At 47.4% G+C, this 16437-nt stretch carries 17 protein-coding genes; 7 read left to right on the forward strand and 10 right to left on the reverse strand.

Going from position 1 to position 16437, the window contains the following annotated elements:
* Positions 1-2 precede the first annotated feature (2 nt).
* The 5 genes from BBC0122_RS12515 (at position 3) to modC (ending at position 4410) form a co-directional block, all read left to right on the forward strand.
* Entirely contained in the window at positions 3-947 is a 945-nt protein-coding gene (locus tag BBC0122_RS12515) for a 2-hydroxyacid dehydrogenase (RefSeq protein ID WP_077994293.1), read from the forward strand.
* A 132-nt stretch (positions 948-1079) separates the two neighbouring features.
* On the forward strand, positions 1080-1871 hold the full coding sequence (locus tag BBC0122_RS12520) for a TOBE domain-containing protein (RefSeq protein ID WP_077994294.1): 792 nt from the start codon (positions 1080-1082) through the stop codon (positions 1869-1871).
* Positions 1872-1880: 9 nt separating this feature from the next.
* Positions 1881-2630, forward strand: coding sequence for a molybdate ABC transporter substrate-binding protein (modA, locus tag BBC0122_RS12525; RefSeq protein ID WP_077994295.1), 750 nt, complete (start codon positions 1881-1883; stop codon positions 2628-2630).
* A 5-nt stretch (positions 2631-2635) separates the two neighbouring features.
* Positions 2636-3322: a molybdate ABC transporter permease subunit gene (gene modB, locus BBC0122_RS12530; protein WP_077973323.1), complete on the forward strand. Its 687-nt coding sequence runs from the start codon at positions 2636-2638 to the stop codon at positions 3320-3322.
* Positions 3319-4410 (forward strand): molybdenum ABC transporter ATP-binding protein, encoded by a 1092-nt coding sequence (gene modC, locus BBC0122_RS12535; protein WP_077994296.1) that lies wholly within the window; start codon positions 3319-3321, stop codon positions 4408-4410. The genes modB and modC overlap by 4 nt, the downstream gene beginning before the upstream one ends.
* On the opposite strand, the gene BBC0122_RS12540 is transcribed toward modC, so the two are convergent.
* Genes BBC0122_RS12540 through metX form a run of 3 tightly spaced genes read right to left on the reverse strand, consistent with a single transcriptional unit; the run spans position 4373 to position 7178 of the window.
* Positions 4373-5368: a phosphotransferase enzyme family protein gene (locus tag BBC0122_RS12540; protein ID WP_077994297.1), complete on the reverse strand. Its 996-nt coding sequence runs from the start codon at positions 5366-5368 to the stop codon at positions 4373-4375. The two genes, modC and BBC0122_RS12540, sit on opposite strands and share 38 nt — an antisense overlap.
* On the reverse strand, positions 5365-5997 hold the full coding sequence (gene metW / locus BBC0122_RS12545) for a methionine biosynthesis protein MetW (RefSeq protein ID WP_077994298.1): 633 nt from the start codon (positions 5995-5997) through the stop codon (positions 5365-5367). Before metW ends, BBC0122_RS12540 begins: the two co-directional genes overlap by 4 nt.
* Complete coding sequence (gene metX, locus BBC0122_RS12550; RefSeq protein WP_077994299.1) at positions 5994-7178, reverse strand: homoserine O-acetyltransferase MetX; 1185 nt, start codon at positions 7176-7178, stop codon at positions 5994-5996. The genes metW and metX overlap by 4 nt, the downstream gene beginning before the upstream one ends.
* A gap of 133 nt (positions 7179-7311) precedes the next feature.
* Here metX and hisC point away from each other — a divergent pair, with 133 nt between their 5' ends.
* Together hisC and BBC0122_RS12560 are read left to right on the forward strand one after the other, a co-directional pair.
* On the forward strand, positions 7312-8412 hold the full coding sequence (gene hisC, locus BBC0122_RS12555; protein ID WP_077994300.1) for a histidinol-phosphate transaminase: 1101 nt from the start codon (positions 7312-7314) through the stop codon (positions 8410-8412).
* Positions 8413-8421: 9 nt separating this feature from the next.
* Positions 8422-9366 carry a prephenate/arogenate dehydrogenase family protein gene (locus BBC0122_RS12560; protein WP_077994301.1) on the forward strand — a complete coding sequence of 315 codons (945 nt, stop codon included), beginning with the start codon at positions 8422-8424 and terminating at the stop codon, positions 9364-9366.
* Positions 9367-9612: 246 nt separating this feature from the next.
* Here BBC0122_RS12560 and mnhG read toward each other — a convergent pair whose 3' ends face one another.
* The 7 genes from mnhG to BBC0122_RS12595 all read right to left on the reverse strand — a co-directional run bounded on the left by mnhG (position 9613) and on the right by BBC0122_RS12595 (position 16404).
* Positions 9613-10029 (reverse strand): monovalent cation/H(+) antiporter subunit G, encoded by a 417-nt coding sequence (gene mnhG / locus BBC0122_RS12565; RefSeq protein ID WP_077994302.1) that lies wholly within the window; start codon positions 10027-10029, stop codon positions 9613-9615.
* Positions 10026-10307: a K+/H+ antiporter subunit F gene (locus BBC0122_RS12570; RefSeq protein ID WP_077994303.1), complete on the reverse strand. Its 282-nt coding sequence runs from the start codon at positions 10305-10307 to the stop codon at positions 10026-10028. Before BBC0122_RS12570 ends, mnhG begins: the two co-directional genes overlap by 4 nt.
* Positions 10304-10795, reverse strand: coding sequence for a Na+/H+ antiporter subunit E (locus tag BBC0122_RS12575; RefSeq protein WP_077994305.1), 492 nt, complete (start codon positions 10793-10795; stop codon positions 10304-10306). Before BBC0122_RS12575 ends, BBC0122_RS12570 begins: the two co-directional genes overlap by 4 nt.
* On the reverse strand, positions 10792-12471 hold the full coding sequence (locus BBC0122_RS12580) for a monovalent cation/H+ antiporter subunit D (protein WP_418214874.1): 1680 nt from the start codon (positions 12469-12471) through the stop codon (positions 10792-10794). Before BBC0122_RS12580 ends, BBC0122_RS12575 begins: the two co-directional genes overlap by 4 nt.
* On the reverse strand, positions 12468-12809 hold the full coding sequence (locus tag BBC0122_RS12585; protein ID WP_077994306.1) for a Na+/H+ antiporter subunit C: 342 nt from the start codon (positions 12807-12809) through the stop codon (positions 12468-12470). The genes BBC0122_RS12580 and BBC0122_RS12585 overlap by 4 nt, the downstream gene beginning before the upstream one ends.
* The gene (locus tag BBC0122_RS12590; protein ID WP_077994307.1) at positions 12809-15730 is read right to left on the reverse strand and encodes a monovalent cation/H+ antiporter subunit A; all 2922 of its coding nucleotides are present in this window, start codon (positions 15728-15730) and stop codon (positions 12809-12811) included. Before BBC0122_RS12590 ends, BBC0122_RS12585 begins: the two co-directional genes overlap by 1 nt.
* A 215-nt stretch (positions 15731-15945) precedes the next feature.
* Positions 15946-16404, reverse strand: a complete 459-nt coding sequence (locus tag BBC0122_RS12595; protein ID WP_077994309.1) for a BA14K family protein — start codon at positions 16402-16404, stop codon at positions 15946-15948.
* Positions 16405-16437 lie beyond the last annotated feature (33 nt).

Below are 16437 nucleotides of genomic sequence, written 5' to 3' on the forward strand. Positions count from 1 at the left end.
CGATGGCAGAACCGATCGCTTTTGTCAGCCGTAGTGCACAAACCGAAAGGGATAACTGGTTAAAAGTTCTTTCCGAAAATTTGGGCGACGAAAAGATTATAGATTTCAACGATTTGAAACCGGACGATTATGGCGCAATCGAACTTGCCATTGTTGCAAACCCCGATCCCGACCAATTGAAAAAACTCAAAAATCTGAAATGGATACAAAGCCTGTGGGCAGGTGTCGAACGGATGGTGAAGGAATTACCCGAAAACGCGCCACCGATTGTCCGGCTTATTGATCCCGCTTTGACCGAAGCCATGGCCGAAGCTGTTCTTGCGTGGACGCTTTATTTAACCCGCGATATGCCGCGCTATCATCGCCAACAACAAAAACGGCTCTGGCAACCACATAGCTATAAGCCCGCCTCACAATGGAAAATCGGCCTTCTTGGTTTAGGTCAATTGGGAAAAGCTGCGGCGAAATTGCTGACACTTACCGGATTTCAGGTAAACGGCTGGTCAAAGAGCCAAAAAACACTTGATAATGTCACATGTTCGAGTGGAAGCACCGGTTTTATGCGACTGATTGAAACAAGTGATATTGTCGTTCTGCTTATACCGCTCACCAATGAAACAACAGGGCTTCTCGGAAAAAACGAATTTGCCCATATGAAAAAGGGAGCAAGCCTTATCAATTTTTCCAGAGGGCCTGTTATTGATACAGATGCTCTTGTTGACGCTCTTAATAAACATGAGCTCGATCATGCGGTTCTTGACGTTTTCGATCAGGAACCTTTGCCGCCCGATTCGCCCTTATGGCAAAATGAAAATATAACCGTGCTTCCCCATATTTCGGCTCCTACAAACAAAGAAAGTGCCGCAAAAATTGTGGCAAAAAATATAGCTCATTGGCGAAAAACCGGAAACTTGCCGCCCGTCGTCAACCGGATGCGCGGCTATTAATCGGCCACTCAAATAGTTGTTCGATAAAACACCATAAAACCCACCAAAACCGGCTTTAGAAAAATTGGTGCGGAAACCTTGCTTTCGTCATGAACGTTATATAGTTAATCTATATAACAGAATGGTGTATCTATGTCGGTCAAAGCAACCTTATCTTTCACAGAAGATCATATCGGCTCGGTCGGTCGGGAGCGTATCAAGCTTCTTGAGGCTGTCGGCCGTGAAGGTTCGATTTCTGCCGCCGCCCGTTCTGTCGGGCTTAGTTACAAAGCGGCATGGGATGGCATTAGCGCCATGCAAAACCTCGTTGCAAAACCGCTCTTGAAAAAGAACATCGGCGGGAAAAATGGTGGTGGTGCTACCCTGACACCGGAAGCGCTAAAACTCATCGAAACTTTTCACCATCTTGAAACCGGACTTGCCACAATGATGAAGCAAGCCTCCGATAATCTGTCGGAAATAGGTCTGAGTTCGACAGGGCTTTTACAAGGTTTCATGATGAGAACCTCGGCGCGCAATGTTTTATCAGGCCACATTTTATCCATCAAAAGTGCACCGCCAGCCGCATTTGTAACCATCGGTATTTCCCGAAAAATCGAAATCAAAGCCGAAATTACCGAAAAAAGTGTCGAACGGCTCGGACTTGTCAATGGGCGGCAGGTTGCAGCTCTTATCAAAGCACCCTTTGTGAGGGTCGTACCTTTTGAAGACAAGGAAGATTTTTCTGAACAAAACCGGATTCCGGGAATTTTAGAGTCGATAACGATTGGCAAAAAAAGTGTCGAGCTTAACGTTGAAATTGGTGAAGACAAAACATTAATTGCAACAACCCGACCGGACGACCCCGCACTTAAAGGACTTACGGCCAATCAACCTGTTCTTGCGCTTATCAAGGCTGAAAACATCATTATTGCAACATGTTAGGAGAAGGCAATGAAATCCAAACTCGCTTTATCGATAGGTCTGTTGCTGGCAAGTGTAACCTTTGCCCATGCCGGTGAAACCGTTGTTGCGGTGGCTGCCAATTTTACCGAACCCGTCAAGGAAATTGCCGAACAATTCAAAGAAAAGACCGGACACACGGCAACACTTTCATTCGGTGCCACCGGTAATTTCTATACACAGATAAAGAATGGTGCTCCTTTCGAGGTATTTCTTGCAGCCGATACCGAAAGGCCGACCAAGGCCGTTGAAGAAGGCTATGGTGTCAAAGGAACAGAATTTACCTATGCAATCGGCACATTGGTGCTGTGGAGTGCAAAAGATGACCTTGTAAAGGGTCCTGAAACTTTGACGGATAGCAAAATCACCCACATTTCCTTCTGCAATCCTGATGCTGCCCCTTATGGCAAGGCGGCTGTCGAAACCATGGATGCGCTCAAAGTTCACGACAAAATCAAGGACAAACTTGTCGAAGGACAAAACATTTCGCAAGCCTACCAGTTTGTCAAAACCGGAAATGCCGAAATCGGCTTTGTCGCTCTTTCGCAGATTATCAATGAAAAAGGCGGCTCGAAATGGGTTGTTCCTCAAACCGACTATAACCCGATCCGTCAGGATGCCGTGCTTTTGAAAACCGGTGAAAATAACGAAGCGGCAAAGGCTTTTGTAAGCTTCCTCAAAGGTCCGGAAGCAGCAACCATTATCAAAAAATATGGCTACGCCCTGCCGGAAACAAAGTAGCAAGCATGATGCTTCTTTCCAATGAGACATGGACCGCGATCAAGCTTACGGCCGAATTGGCGACGGTAACCACATTTTTTCTGATGGCTATCGGAACGCCGATTGCTTTGTGGCTGTCGCGATCCAAAACTTATGGAAAAGAAATCGTCGCGTCCATTATCTCCATACCTTTGGTTTTGCCGCCAACAGTTCTGGGCTTTTATCTTCTGGTATTTCTGGGGCCTAATGGACCGGGTGGCTTTATTGCACCATGGTTCGGCATGGATAAATTTGCCTTCACTTTTGAAGGGCTGGTCATCGGCTCGGTCATTTATTCCATGCCTTTTGTTGTTCAACCCATCCGCAATTCATTCGAGGCTATGGGAAAGCGGCCGATGGAAGTCGCAGCAACGTTGCGTGCGTCGCCATGGAAAGCATTCTGGAAAGTAGCGCTTCCGATTGCTAGCCCCGGTTTTATGACTGCCGCTGTTTTGGGTTTTGCCCATACAGTGGGCGAATTCGGTGTTGTGCAGATGATTGGTGGAAACCTTCCCGGCAAGACGGCCGTGATCTCGACCACTATTATGAGCTATGTCGAAGCCGGTCAGATGCATGAAGCCAATGTTCTATCAATCATTATGGTTATCTTTTCATTCTGCATCATTCTTACTGTTTCACTCTTGCAAAAATTCATGCAGGCGCGAACATTATGAGTGAAACCATTTCTGTCGATCTTAAAGGGACACTGGGCAATTTTTCGCTCGATTGTTCATTTCATGCCCCGCTTCGCGGTGTCATTGCGCTTTACGGCCCTTCCGGATGCGGGAAAACTTCTGTTTTGCGCGGCATTGCCGGACTTAACCGGTTTTCAGGAAAAGTCGAGATCGGCAATGAATGTTGGCAAGATGAAACCGGTTTCGTTCCTGTTTATAAACGTCCCCTCGGCTATGTTTTTCAGGAAGCCAGTTTGTTTCCGCATTTGTCTGTCAGAAAGAACCTTACCTTTGCTATGGCGAAAGGCGAAAACAATCTCTCGCCGACATTCGATGAAGTGGTGGAATTTTTGAATATTGCCCACCTTATCGATCGTGCGCCGCACAATCTCTCCGGTGGTGAACGTCAACGCGTGGCAATCGGCCGCGCACTCTTGTCGCATCCCAAGATTCTCCTTATGGATGAACCGCTATCGGCACTCGACAAACGGTCGAGAGATGAAATCCTTCCCTTTCTGATTGGTCTGCGTGACCGTCTTTCAATGCCGATCATTTATATCACCCATGATATTTATGAAGTCGAACGGTTGGCCGACACATTGGTTTTGATGGATAGTGGCAAAGTTATTGCCTCCGGCAGTTTGAGAGAAATCGAAGCAAATCCTGATCTGCCGCTTGCCAATACTCGCGAAGCTGCTGTCAACCTTGACGGCTATGTCAAATCCTATAACGAAAATACCGGCCTTGTCGAAGTGGATGTACCGGGTGGCACATTCATTGCCCCGTCCGCACCTTTAGTAGGGGGGAAAAAAATGCGCATTCGCATTGCTGCCAATGATGTGAGCCTTGCTGTCGAAAAACCGCTGAAAAGCTCGATCCTCAATGTGATGCCGGCGCGCATTCTGACAATGCGGGAACAGGGGCATTTTGAGGTTCTGGTCAAACTGGAATTGGGTGGCAATGGAGAGGGAGCGCATTTTCTTTCACGCCTCACACGCCATTCATGGCAAATATTAGGGCTTAAAGAAGGAATGGACGTTTATGCCCAGATTAAAGGCGTTGCCCTGATCGACCAGCAAGAGGGCTAACTTTTCCAAGATAGATTCGCGCAAGTTCAACCGTGCCTTTCAAAAAGGTTTTGCGAAGTTTTTCGGCTGTTGGTGTTTGATTGTGCGTTTCAAGCCATGCTGTCAATTGCAAACGGCGCATCATGACGAGATGGACAATCATATCTGCCATTTCCCGGTTTACCGGCATCACTTCTCCATAGCCTTGAAGCCATGCACTGATATAGCTTGGCACAAATGGGCTATCTTCAATAAAACTCAAAGAATTGGCAAGATCCAGTCCGAACCATGAAAAGCCGCAATCATCAAAATCGATTGCGGCAAGGTTTTCGCCATCAATCAACAGATTTGCAAGCCGCAAATCGCCATGGATAAGACCGTAATGGGCTTTATCTTTCGGAAAAGTTGAAGAAAAATATTTGAGCGTCTCATCGCAATTTTCAAGAATTTCACGGTCAGCGGGTTGAAGATTTTCGGCCTTTCGCCAATCTCCCCAGATCGCATTCGGGCCGATCATTGTTTCATAAGTCCAATGTTTACGAATGAATCTTTCCGGCCTTACCCAATTTATGGATTGCCGATGCAATTTGGCGGAAATTTTACCAAGTTCAAAAAACCGGCGCACAAGTCTGTCATCCGCCTGCGGTTCATGCCCGCTTATAAAAGAAAAACAGGCAAGCCTGAAAATACCCGCTTCGACAAACAATTGACCAAAACGGGAAACGAAAAGATGTGGAACTGTCACAATGCCGGATTGCTCGATTGCCTGAAGCCAAAGGAGTTCGGATAAAATTTCATCATTTTGATGATAGGAAGGCCGATAAATCCGTATAATTCTCGTCTCGTTCCCGAAAGTCACCCGAAAAGTCGCATTTTCCGATATGGTAAGAAGGTCGATGCGGGCGCTATCGGGAATATCCCAACAAGCAAGATGATCCCTTACCAAAGTCGGAAGATCGTTTTCGGCTTTCATCATCATCTATGTAACAGAAACACTGCCTGCTGCCCGAACAAATTCCAGGCTCCCAAAGGCAATTTGCGTTTGACGGGTTTTCCCTGCCGGTTCAACACCACCGCTTCTTCTATTTTTGCCCCTATTTCATTGACCAGATCGACAAAATCCTCAATCGTACAGAAATGGATATTCGGCGTATCGTACCAGCTATAGGGAAGCTCTTTGGTAACCGGCATACGACCGAGAAAAAGCAGATGTGCGCGGGCGCGCCAATAACCGAAATTCGGAATCGAGACAACGGCTCTCTCGCCAATGCGTAAAAGTTGTTCAAGCACAGCTTTCGGATTGCGCGTTGCCTGCAAGGTTTGTGACAGGACAACATAGTCAAAGCCGGAATCAGGATAATAGATAAGATCGCTATCGGCATCACCCTGAATGACCGAGAGACCTTTAAGCAAACATTGGTCAACACCCTGTTGCGACAATTCGACACCGCGCCCATCAACATTGCGCCGTGTTTGCAACAGATAAAGCAGACTACCATCGCCGCAACCGACATCGAGAACACGCGCCCCCGGCCTGATAAAATTGGCGATTACTTCAAAATCGGTACGGGATTTTAGCGCGGACAATAATTCTTCATCCTCGTTCATGCCGTCAATCCCCTCTGTTCTGCAGCCGCTGTCAGGAAACTGTGAATGGCAGAAAACATTACCGGTTCATCAAGCAGAAAAGCATCATGGCCTTTGTCGGTTTTGATTTCAACGAATGAAACCCGCGCTCCGGCAGCGTTGAGTGCGTGCACAAAGGTACGGCATTGTGCGGTGGTAAACAGCCAATCACTGGAAAACGAAGCAACAAAAAATCGCCCGCGCGAGCCCTTGAAAGCGTCTGCCAGATGGCCGCCATATTCGGCTTCAAGATCGAAATAATCCATCGCACGCGTCAAATAAAGATAGCTATTGGCATCAAAGCGCTCGACAAATGTCATCCCCTGATGACGCAAATAGCTTTCAATCTGGAAATCGGCATCAAAACCGAATGTTATCTGATCTCTATTTTGTAAATTCCGCCCGAATTTACGATGGAGTGCCGCTTCCGAAAGATAGGTAACATGGGCTGTCATTCTGGCAACAGCCAAACCTTTTGTCGGGCGTTTTCCCGCTTCGAGATACCGCCCGCCCAACCAGTTGGGATCGGCCATAACGGCTTGTCTGCCAATTTCATCAAAAGCGATATTTTGAGCCGAATGGCGCGCGCCGGTTGCAAGAATGACAGATGAAAACACTTTTTCCTTATAGGCTGCAGCCCATTGCAATGCCTGCATTCCGCCCATAGAACCACCAACCACACAAAACAATGTCTTGATTCCCAGTTTTTCGACAAGCATTGCCTGCGCGCGCACCATATCGCCTATCGTGATGACAGGAAAATCGAGTGCATAGGGTTTTCCTGTTTTCGGATTTTTCGATGCCGGACCGGTCGAGCCGAGGCACCCCCCTAACACATTGGAACAGATTACATAATAGCGATCGGTATCAATAATTTTACCAGGCCCCACCAATATATCCCACCAACCGGGCTTTCCGGTTACCGGATGGGTATTGGCAACATGTTGGTCGCCGGTCAGGGCATGGCAGATCAAAATGGCGTTGCTTTTGTCTTCATTCAATGTGCCATAGTCCTGATAGGCAATCTGGAAAGGCGATAAAACAACGCCGCTATCAAGCTGTAGCGGCTCGTCTTGCCCGAACAGCGCTACTTTACTGTCAGGAAAATCGGCTTGGGAATTTTTCGCGCCGGAAGATTTTCCGGACGATTTTATTTGTGTCATGTCGGTTGCACCGTCTTGAAAGAAAAAGAATAGCTAGTCGCCTCCTCTGACAAATGTCAAGAATTTCTCTCGACTTCCGATGAAAGCAAGGGTATTTCCTAAAATATTAAACTACCAGACCGGATAAATATCGATGAAAAAAGATGTTCTTGTTGACCGTCCACAGCCTAGAAAAGGTATTCTGGATATTGCAGCTTACGTTCCCGGTTCAAGCGAGACCGAAAATACAAGAAAAGTTTTCAAACTTTCTTCCAATGAGTCGCCGCTTGGCCCCTGTCCTGCAGCGATTGATGCTTATCGTCAGGCCGCAGCACATCTTGAACTCTATCCGGATGGTTCGGCCACACCCCTTCTTGAAGCCATTTCCGAAGTGACAGGGCTTGCAAGAAGCAATTTGATGGCGGGAAACGGTTCGGATGATTTGTTAGGTCTTTTATCCAATACCTATCTTACAGCCGGTGATGAAGGAATCATGACCGAACACGGCTTTAGCGTTTACGAGATACAAATCAGAGGGACCGGCGCAAAACCTGTTATTGTGAAAGAAAAAGACTGCCGTATTGATATTGACGCTATTCTTGCCGCAGTAACAGAAAGAACAAAAATCGTATTTATCGCCAATCCCGGTAATCCGACGGGCACTTATCTGACAGCAACCGAGGTCAAAAGACTTCATGCGGGGCTGCCCAAAAATGTGCTTTTAGTTCTTGACGGTGCCTATGCCGAATTTGTTACCGAGGATGATTACGATACCGGCGTCGAACTTGTTTCGGCCAATGAAAATGTTGTCATGACGCGCACATTTTCCAAAATCTATGGACTTGCCGGTTTGCGTGTGGGGTGGATGTATGCGCCTCTTCATGTCATTGATGCGGTCAACCGTATTCGCGGAGCTTTCAATGTCAGTGTTCCGGCACAGGCTGCTGCAAGTGTTGCTTTTCGTGACCGTGCCTATATCCAGAATGCGATAGCCTATAATTCAAAATGGCGTTCCTGGCTCACACATGAAATCGAGGCTTTGGGGCTCAAGGTTACGCCTTCTGTCACCAATTTTCTGCTCATCCATTTTCCGGCAGACAAGGAAAAATCGGCTGCTCTGGCTGATGATTATCTGAAATCCAACGGGTATATTTTGCGCCGCGTAACCGGATACGGATTTCCGAACGCGTTGCGCCTTTCCATTGGATCCGAAGAAGCAAATCGCGGCGTTGTCGCTACATTGAAAAATTTTTGAAGTAGAAAAATGTCTGAAGTGAAATTTAAAAAAATCGCCCTTATCGGTATCGGCCTTATCGGCTCTTCTCTTGCCCGTGTTATCCGTGAAAAAAAATTGGCCGATCATATTGCCATTTCCACCCGCACAGGCACAACGCTTGAACGGGCACGTGAACTCAAACTGGGTGACAGCTATACCACCGACAATGGCAAAGCGGTTGAAGATGCCGATCTCGTTATTGTTTCGGTGCCGGTCGGTTCATCCGGTCAGGTTGCAAAAGAAATTGCACCACATCTAAAACCCGGTGCCATTGTTACCGATGTCGGTTCTACCAAAGCATCGGTTATTCGCCAGATGAAACCGGAACTGCCCGATAATGTTATTTTTATCCCCGGTCACCCCATTGCCGGTACGGAATTTTCGGGTCCCGATGCCGGTTTTGCCGACCTTTTCATCAATCGCTGGTGCATTTTGACACCGCTTCCTAACACGGATGAAAAAGCAGTTGCCAAATTGACCGAATTCTGGGAAGCCTGTGGTGCAAAAGTTGACAGAATGGACCCCGAACACCACGATCTGGTTCTGGCAATCACATCGCATCTGCCACATCTTATTGCCTATAACATTGTCGGCACTGCAAGCGACCTTGAAAAAGTCACCAATTCCGAAGTTATTGCCTATTCGGCCTCCGGTTTTCGCGATTTTACCCGTCTTGCCTCTTCCGACCCGACAATGTGGCGCGACATCTGCCTGAACAATAAAGACGCTATCATTGAAATGCTCGGACGTTTCAGTGAAGACCTTGCTTCGCTCCAACGCGCAATCCGCTGGGGAGATGGGCAGGCTCTGTTTGACCTTTTCACGCGTACACGTGCCGTAAGACGCGGCATTATTGATGCGGGACAGGAAGTCGATGCACCCGATTTTGGTCGTCAGGTTGCCCGCAAACACCCCGAAGATCTGAAAAAATAATCCGTTTTGAAAAGGGAGCGCATTTGAACAGAACCAGATGCGCTTCTTTGCATCCTTTTCTATAATTCGATTTTCTATTGTCCGGATATAGGATTGCGGCTTTTCCGGCGATAGAATTGAAGGGCATGTGGCGCAAAACATTCGCCGGTTTTTTTTTAAGCCACAATCAGGTAGTCACATTATCAATCATGCGGGATAATTGCTTCGGCATTTGCCCGAACAATACATGACTGCACGTTTCACAATTTACTTGAAATCATCAAGGCTCGGCGTTTTTTCGAGAAGCTCTTGCGGTGTCGGCAAACTATCGTCGATCTTTTGATAGCGCATTGTTTCCGGCAATTCGGTTGAATTGGAGGATTGATCGCGCTGCATGGCTGCCCGCGATAACAACATGAGTGTGACAGGTGTTGTTACGATAATAAATATGGCAAGCAATATAGAATGGGAAATGAGTTTGTGACCGCTTACCGTTGAATAGATGATCGAGGCAATGATAATGCCGCTGACACCCCAGCTTGTTCCAAGCGTTGGCATATGTAAACGTTCATAAAAGCTTTTTGCACGATTAAGACCGATGGCGCCGATCAATGTCAGCCCTGAGCCTAAAAGCAGGAAAAACACAATGACAATAGAAAGCCAAAGAGGAAAGTCTTCAATCATTCGATCACTTCCCCGCGCATCAGAAATTTCGCCAAAGCCGAACTTGAAACAAATCCCAAAAGGCCGATAACCAATGCGGAATCGAAATAGATTGTCGTTCCGGTACGCATGCCGAAGGTGACAAATAACATCAATGTCGCTGTGTAGAGTGCATCAAGCCCCAAAATTCTGTCCTGTGCACGGGGACCGCGTGCAAGCCGTATGAACGACAATATCATCGCTAGTCCCAGAAACAGTTGCGAAATATTGATGCCCCAATAAAGAATAACAATACTCATTGGAATATCTCCAGAAGCAGACTTTCATAACGGTTTTTAATGAAATCTCTCCAATAATTTTCATCATCCATATCAAAATCGAGGATATGGACAAGAAGACTGCTTTCCTTGCTGTGATAGGCTATCCAGGCAGTCCCCGGCGTTGCCGTCATAATACAGGATAAAACAGCCAGTCCCGTGCGATTTTTGAGTGCCAGCGGAACCGTTATAAAGCCTGATTTTTTCCGTTTTGTTCCGTTAAAAAGCACATAGAGGGCAACATCATAATTCGATTTCACAATATCCAGCGTAACACGGAAAAACAGCTTTATAACAGAACTCCAATGATGGATGTGCACCTTCTGCGGTTTTAAAAGCCGCATTAAAAACCCGCCCGCAATGCCAACGACAATACCGATGACGCCCTGCCCCAAGGTAAAGCCGTTCAAAATCATCCACATGAGAAGAAGCGACAAAGTCAACAATGGATAGGGGATTATGCGTGTCATTCCATACCCCTTTCAACTTCAACATTATTGATAAGTCCCGCCGTTATTTCTTCTGACGAGATCCGGCTTGCTGTGACTGTTTTTTGTGGCAAAACACTGCCGATATAATTTTGCGGATGATGCAATTCTCTGGCAGTCTGTCCCATATAATCGGCGACCGGACCGGCAGCAATGGTCAATAGAAGACACAAGCCGAGCAAACCAGCAACGGGAGCGAATTCTATCACTTGTACGCGTGGCACTTTACCTTCAATCGATGCCCAGAAAGTGCGGATACCGGTTCTCGTCATGGCAATGAGTGCGGCAAAACCGGAAAAAATGAGAAGAGCAACAAAAGTCCAATCCCGCGCGCTGGGTTGGTAACCATCGCCATTCAGCCCGTCCGGATTGAAAACACCGGTAATCATCATGAATTTTGCGACAAACCCCGAAAATGGCGGCATACCGATAATGAGAATGGCCGTTATGCCGAAACATGCTCCCAAAATTGCAAGCGTTGCCGGAAGATAAGTGCCAACTTCATCCTCTTCATCTTCCTCGTCTTCGCCGTAAACTTCCATTGTTACCGCAAGAACATTGGCTGCTGTGTCCTGAGTGCGTTCGACAAGCTCGACGAGGAGAAAAAATGCTGCAAGAGACAAAGTGGAGGAGACAATATAAAAAAGCGCACCAGCGGTAAGCGAAGCATTGCCGGTTCCAATAGCGGCAAGCAGTGTTCCCGACGACACCAGAACGCTATAAGAAGCAAGCCTTCCCAGAGCCTGACTTGCAAGCACCCCGATAAAGCCGAATATCAAGGTTGCAAGGCCGCCATAAAACAATATGTCATTGCCAAAACCGCTTAAAGTTCCGCCATTAGTTCCGAAAACCAGTAATGTAAGGCGCAAAACAACGTAAATGCCGACCTTGCTTAAAATAGCAAATGTTGCTCCAACCGGTGCCGCCGCAGAACTATAAGTCGGTGTCAGCCAGAAGTTGAGTGGCCACATGCCGGCTTTGACCAGAAAGGCGATTCCGAGAATTGCCGCGCCGGACTCGAAAATAATACGATCGGCCGATTTGAGAGTTTGGAGTTTCAAGGCAAGATCGGCCATATTCAATGTTCCGCAAACACCGTAAATGAGTGCTGCGCCAATCAGAAAAAACGAAGAGGCAATAAGATTGACCACCACATAATGCATACCGGCGCGCACCCTTGCCTGCCCGCTACCGTGAAGGGCAAGCCCATAGGATGCTGTCAACATAACTTCAAAGAAAACAAAGAGATTGAACAGGTCTCCGGTCAGGAAAGCGCCGTTTACACCGGCAATCATGAATTGCATGAGAGAATGGAAGTGTGGACCGGCTTTATGCCAATGGGCAGCCGAAAATACCAATGAAGCCGCCCCAAGAATGCTTGCCAGAAAAACCATCGCCGCACTTAACCGGTCGAGCACCAGAACTATTCCGAAAGGCGCTTGCCAATTTCCGAGGTTATAAACTTCTGCTTCAGGTGAAAAATCAATAGCGCGCCCGATCAACCCGACAGAAACAAGAATGAGAAGTCCTATCGACGAAAGGCTTATCCATAATTTGAGTTTGCGGCGTCTTTCATCATAAAAAAGGAGAAGTGCCGCAGTCGCAATAGGAAGGAGGATGGGCAGAATTACGAGATGTTGGAGAAAATTTTCAATCATTTATTTTCCCTTCCATCAACATGGTCCGAACCGGTTAGACCGCGTGAAACCAGCAGAATAACGAGAAATAATGCGGTTGTCGCAAAACCGATCACAATGGCTGTAAGAACCAGCGCTTGCGGTATCGGATCGGCATAATTTGCCGGATTGACAGGATTGGATGGGTCAACAATCGGTGCTGCGTTCGAGCGGGGACGCGCCATCGAAAAAATAAACAGATTAACCGCATAGGAAATAAGTGAAAGGCCTAGAATGACCTGATAGGTTCTTGGCCGCAAAACGAGCCAGATTCCCGAACCGGCAAGTACACCGATACCTAAAGAGAGAACAATTTCCATCAGCGTTCCTCCTCTTTACGGATTGTGCGTTTACCGACACGATAATGCCGGATTGATTGGTGGGCTATTGCGATGAGCATCAGCACAGTTGCACCGACCACCAGTGAAAAGACACCGAGATCGAATGCCATAGCACTGGCTGTCGGCATTTTTCCGATAAACGGAATCTTCGTATATTGAAAATAGGAGGTAAGAAACGGGTAGCCGAAAAACCACGAACCGACACCTGTTACCAATGCCAGAAGAATACCGAACCCGATCCAGCGCAGCGGTAAAACTGTCAGATGACTTTCCACCCACCGCGTTCCGGATGCCACATATTGCAAAATAAATCCGATAGCCATGGTGACACCGCCAGCAAAACCGCCACCCGGCAAATCGTGCCCGCGCATGAACAAATAGACGGCAAAGGCCATAATGACCGGAAACAGCCAATGCATGATAATGCGCGGAATAACAAGATAATCGGAAACTGTGTCTCCGACCTCGCGATCGGGTCTTGCCTCGTCAAAAGCTGACTGAACCCGTTGTTGTGTCGGTGCCTCGATACTTTCAACGGCCGGACGGAAGCGACGCAGCAGGGCAAAAACGGTGAGCGCCACAATACCAAGCACCGTTATTTCGCCCATCGTATCAAAGCCGCGAAAATCCACGAGAAGCACATTGACGACATTGCGCCCACCGGCATCCGCATAGGAACGGGTGAGGAAAAAGTCGGAAATTGTTGCGCCCTGCGGGCGCGTCATCACACAATAGGAAAGCCACGCAAGCCCGCCCCCGCCTGCAACAGCGATAAGGAAGTCGCGGCCTCTTCGCAACCAAGGTCTAAAACCATCCGGTATAGGGGCAGGAGCCTGCAAGCGTTTGGGCAACCATCTAAGCCCCAAAAGCAGAAGAACTGTTGTGACAACTTCCACAACCAGTTGTGTCAATGCAAGATCGGGGGCGGAAAGCCACAAGAATGTGGCACAGGTCATAAGCCCCGTGACACCCAGAAGTATCAACGAAGCGAAGCGGTGGAATTTTGCCTGCCATGCAACCAATATTGCGCAAACACCACCGATTAACCAGATAATTAAAAATGGCAGATCAAGCGGGAAAAGCGGCAATGCACCCGCATCAATCCATTGATTTCCGGCAATCAACAACAAGAGCGCAACGATTGGCGCAAGGATAATCCAGCGCACTTCAACTTGCAGGCGACGGGTAGAAAGAAAAGCTTCCGCCGAACGCGCCCATTTCCATGATATTGTCACCAATACGCGTTCAAAAATACGCTGCCCTTTCAAATGTCTGAAAAATGGCGGGCCACCTTCACAGGATTTCAGATATTTGCGCGTGAGAATATAAAGTATGAGCCCGCCTATTAACGCAATGAGGCTCATGACAAGCGGCGTATTGAAACCATGCCAGAGAGCGAGATCATAATGTGGCGTTTCTGCCCCCAATACCGAATGGACGGCTGTTCCCAAAATGCCCCCGATTGCAAATTCCGGAAATATGCCGATGAAAAGGCATAAAAACACCAATAATTCGATAGGAAAACGCATGAAATGCGGTGGTTCATGTGGAGTTTTTGGCAAATCATGCGGTTTTCCGCCAAAAAACACCCCATGAATAAAACGCACCGAATAGGTAACACTCAATAATCCTGCCAGCGTTGCAAGATAGGGTGTACTCTTGTCGAGCCAGGATTCCAGATGGACTTCAACCGCTTCGGCAAAAAACATTTCCTTCGATATGAAGCCATTGAGAAGCGGCACACCTGCCATGGCAGCGCTTGCAACCAGCGCCAGCGTTCCGGTAAACGGCATATAGCGGAAAAGCCCCGATAATTTGCGCATATCGCGGGTTCCCGTTTCGTGGTCGATAATGCCCGCAGCCATAAATAACGATGCCTTGAAGATGGCATGGTTGACGGTATGAAAAATTGCTGCAACGCAAGCAAGCGGGCTTGCAAGACTTAAAAGCGTGGTTATCAACCCCAGATGACTGATCGTCGAATAGGCAAGCAGACCTTTAAGGTCTTGTTGGAACATCGCAAAATAGGCACCGATCAAAAGCGTAATCAAACCGCAAAGGCCGATAATCCAGAACCATGCTTCTGTTCCCGCCAGTACCGGCCAGAACCGCACCATAAGAAACACACCGGCTTTGACCATTGTTGCCGAATGAAGATAGGCAGAAACCGGCGTTGGCGCGGCCATTGCATTAGGAAGCCAGAAATGGAACGGAAATTGCGCGCTTTTTGTCAATGCTCCGAGAAGCACACAGACAAGTGCCGGAATATAAAGCGGACTTGCCTTGATGAGTGACCCCGACTTCAACACCACATCGAGATCATAGCTGCCGACAATGTGACCGATAATCAACATCCCGACAAGAAGCGCAAAGCCGCCAAACCCTGTCACCGTCAGGGCCATGCGTGCGCCGTCACGCGCACTTGCATTATGATACCAGTAGCCGATCAAAAGAAACGAGAAAATACTGGTGAGTTCCCAGAAGATAACGAGGAGAACAATGTTGCCCGACAATACCATTCCGAGCATCGACCCCATAAAGGCAAGCAGGAATGAAAAAAACCGCGGCACGGGATCGGCCGGATTCATATAATAACGGGCATAGACAACAACGAGCAGGCCGATACCCGTTATAAGAACCGAAAACAACCAGGAAAAACCATCCATCCGCAAGGTGAAATTCAACCCCCATTGCGGCAACCAGACAATATCCAATCTTATAACATTGTCGGCTGAAATGGCCGGATAAAGCATAATGGTACAAAACAGTGCCATCAGCGCGATTGCACCGACAAACCATGCTTCATTGTTTTTTGCTGTAGAACGAAAAAAACCGATAATGGCACTACCGACAAAGGGAAGTATTACCAGCAATATCAAGATTGCTTCCCGTGTTGTCATTATCTATAAACCATCCTCTTTTTCGGGGCCTCGTTTCTATATAGGTCACCGGAAATGAATCGGCATCACCTGAGTTTTATATTGGATGGTTTCAAGCATATAACGCAAGCCTTTTCAAAAGCTTGAACGAGAAAAATTTGTCGTTTTTTTTAAATTTCTTCATTTCACCGGAATGGGGAGTTTATAAAGTCCGATTTCCATCAACCGGACGATTTTCATTTCGGGCTGTAATAACGCGATACACATTGTTTTCGCGGGCCGTCAAAAGGCTGGTAACTGTTGTCGGAACTTGTATAGGACTTATATTTTGACGAGCAAAAATCGACATGGTTTTTGATAAGCCATGGCTTGTCATCTTCTTTTTTGGATTTTTGTGGCGTTTTTTTAAGTTTTACATTGCTACTATCGGCATGTGCTCCGGGCTCAAATGCTGCTTCCGGATACCACCAGCCATCTGTATGTTTTTTATAACCGGTACGGTGATGGCGATAGCCTTTGAAACCGTTCAATTCGCCACGGCTCTGGCTGGTTACGGCTGCAGGTTCGGTTGTTCTGGAGTTTTGTGCAACTGCAATGTTTCCATCAAAGTCGGCCGCCAATGTGGAAAAAACTGTAACCAATCCGACCAATGGCAGTCCAACAAAAAAGCAAAAAGATTTATTGATTTTAGGCATTAAGAATCCTTCCCAGAACGACACATGAGGACT

Origin of the sequence: Ditibartonella choladocola (assembly GCF_002007565.1) — a bacterium.
GTDB classification, from domain to species: Bacteria; Pseudomonadota; Alphaproteobacteria; order Rhizobiales; family Rhizobiaceae; genus Bartonella; species Bartonella choladocola.

Coding starts and splice junctions, on each gene's coding strand:
- BBC0122_RS12515 (WP_077994293.1), top strand. CDS start 3: ATGGCAGAACCGATCGCTTTTGTCAGCCGTAGTGCACAAACCGAAAGG.
- BBC0122_RS12520 (WP_077994294.1), top strand. CDS start 1,080: ATGTCGGTCAAAGCAACCTTATCTTTCACAGAAGATCATATCGGCTCG.
- modA (WP_077994295.1), top strand. CDS start 1,881: ATGAAATCCAAACTCGCTTTATCGATAGGTCTGTTGCTGGCAAGTGTA.
- modB (WP_077973323.1), top strand. CDS start 2,636: ATGATGCTTCTTTCCAATGAGACATGGACCGCGATCAAGCTTACGGCC.
- modC (WP_077994296.1), top strand. CDS start 3,319: ATGAGTGAAACCATTTCTGTCGATCTTAAAGGGACACTGGGCAATTTT.
- BBC0122_RS12540 (WP_077994297.1), bottom strand. CDS start 5,368: ATGATGATGAAAGCCGAAAACGATCTTCCGACTTTGGTAAGGGATCAT.
- metW (WP_077994298.1), bottom strand. CDS start 5,997: ATGAACGAGGATGAAGAATTATTGTCCGCGCTAAAATCCCGTACCGAT.
- metX (WP_077994299.1), bottom strand. CDS start 7,178: ATGACACAAATAAAATCGTCCGGAAAATCTTCCGGCGCGAAAAATTCC.
- hisC (WP_077994300.1), top strand. CDS start 7,312: ATGAAAAAAGATGTTCTTGTTGACCGTCCACAGCCTAGAAAAGGTATT.
- BBC0122_RS12560 (WP_077994301.1), top strand. CDS start 8,422: ATGTCTGAAGTGAAATTTAAAAAAATCGCCCTTATCGGTATCGGCCTT.
- mnhG (WP_077994302.1), bottom strand. CDS start 10,029: ATGATTGAAGACTTTCCTCTTTGGCTTTCTATTGTCATTGTGTTTTTC.
- BBC0122_RS12570 (WP_077994303.1), bottom strand. CDS start 10,307: ATGAGTATTGTTATTCTTTATTGGGGCATCAATATTTCGCAACTGTTT.
- BBC0122_RS12575 (WP_077994305.1), bottom strand. CDS start 10,795: ATGACACGCATAATCCCCTATCCATTGTTGACTTTGTCGCTTCTTCTC.
- BBC0122_RS12580 (WP_418214874.1), bottom strand. CDS start 12,471: ATGATTGAAAATTTTCTCCAACATCTCGTAATTCTGCCCATCCTCCTT.
- BBC0122_RS12585 (WP_077994306.1), bottom strand. CDS start 12,809: ATGGAAATTGTTCTCTCTTTAGGTATCGGTGTACTTGCCGGTTCGGGA.
- BBC0122_RS12590 (WP_077994307.1), bottom strand. CDS start 15,730: ATGACAACACGGGAAGCAATCTTGATATTGCTGGTAATACTTCCCTTT.
- BBC0122_RS12595 (WP_077994309.1), bottom strand. CDS start 16,404: ATGCCTAAAATCAATAAATCTTTTTGCTTTTTTGTTGGACTGCCATTG.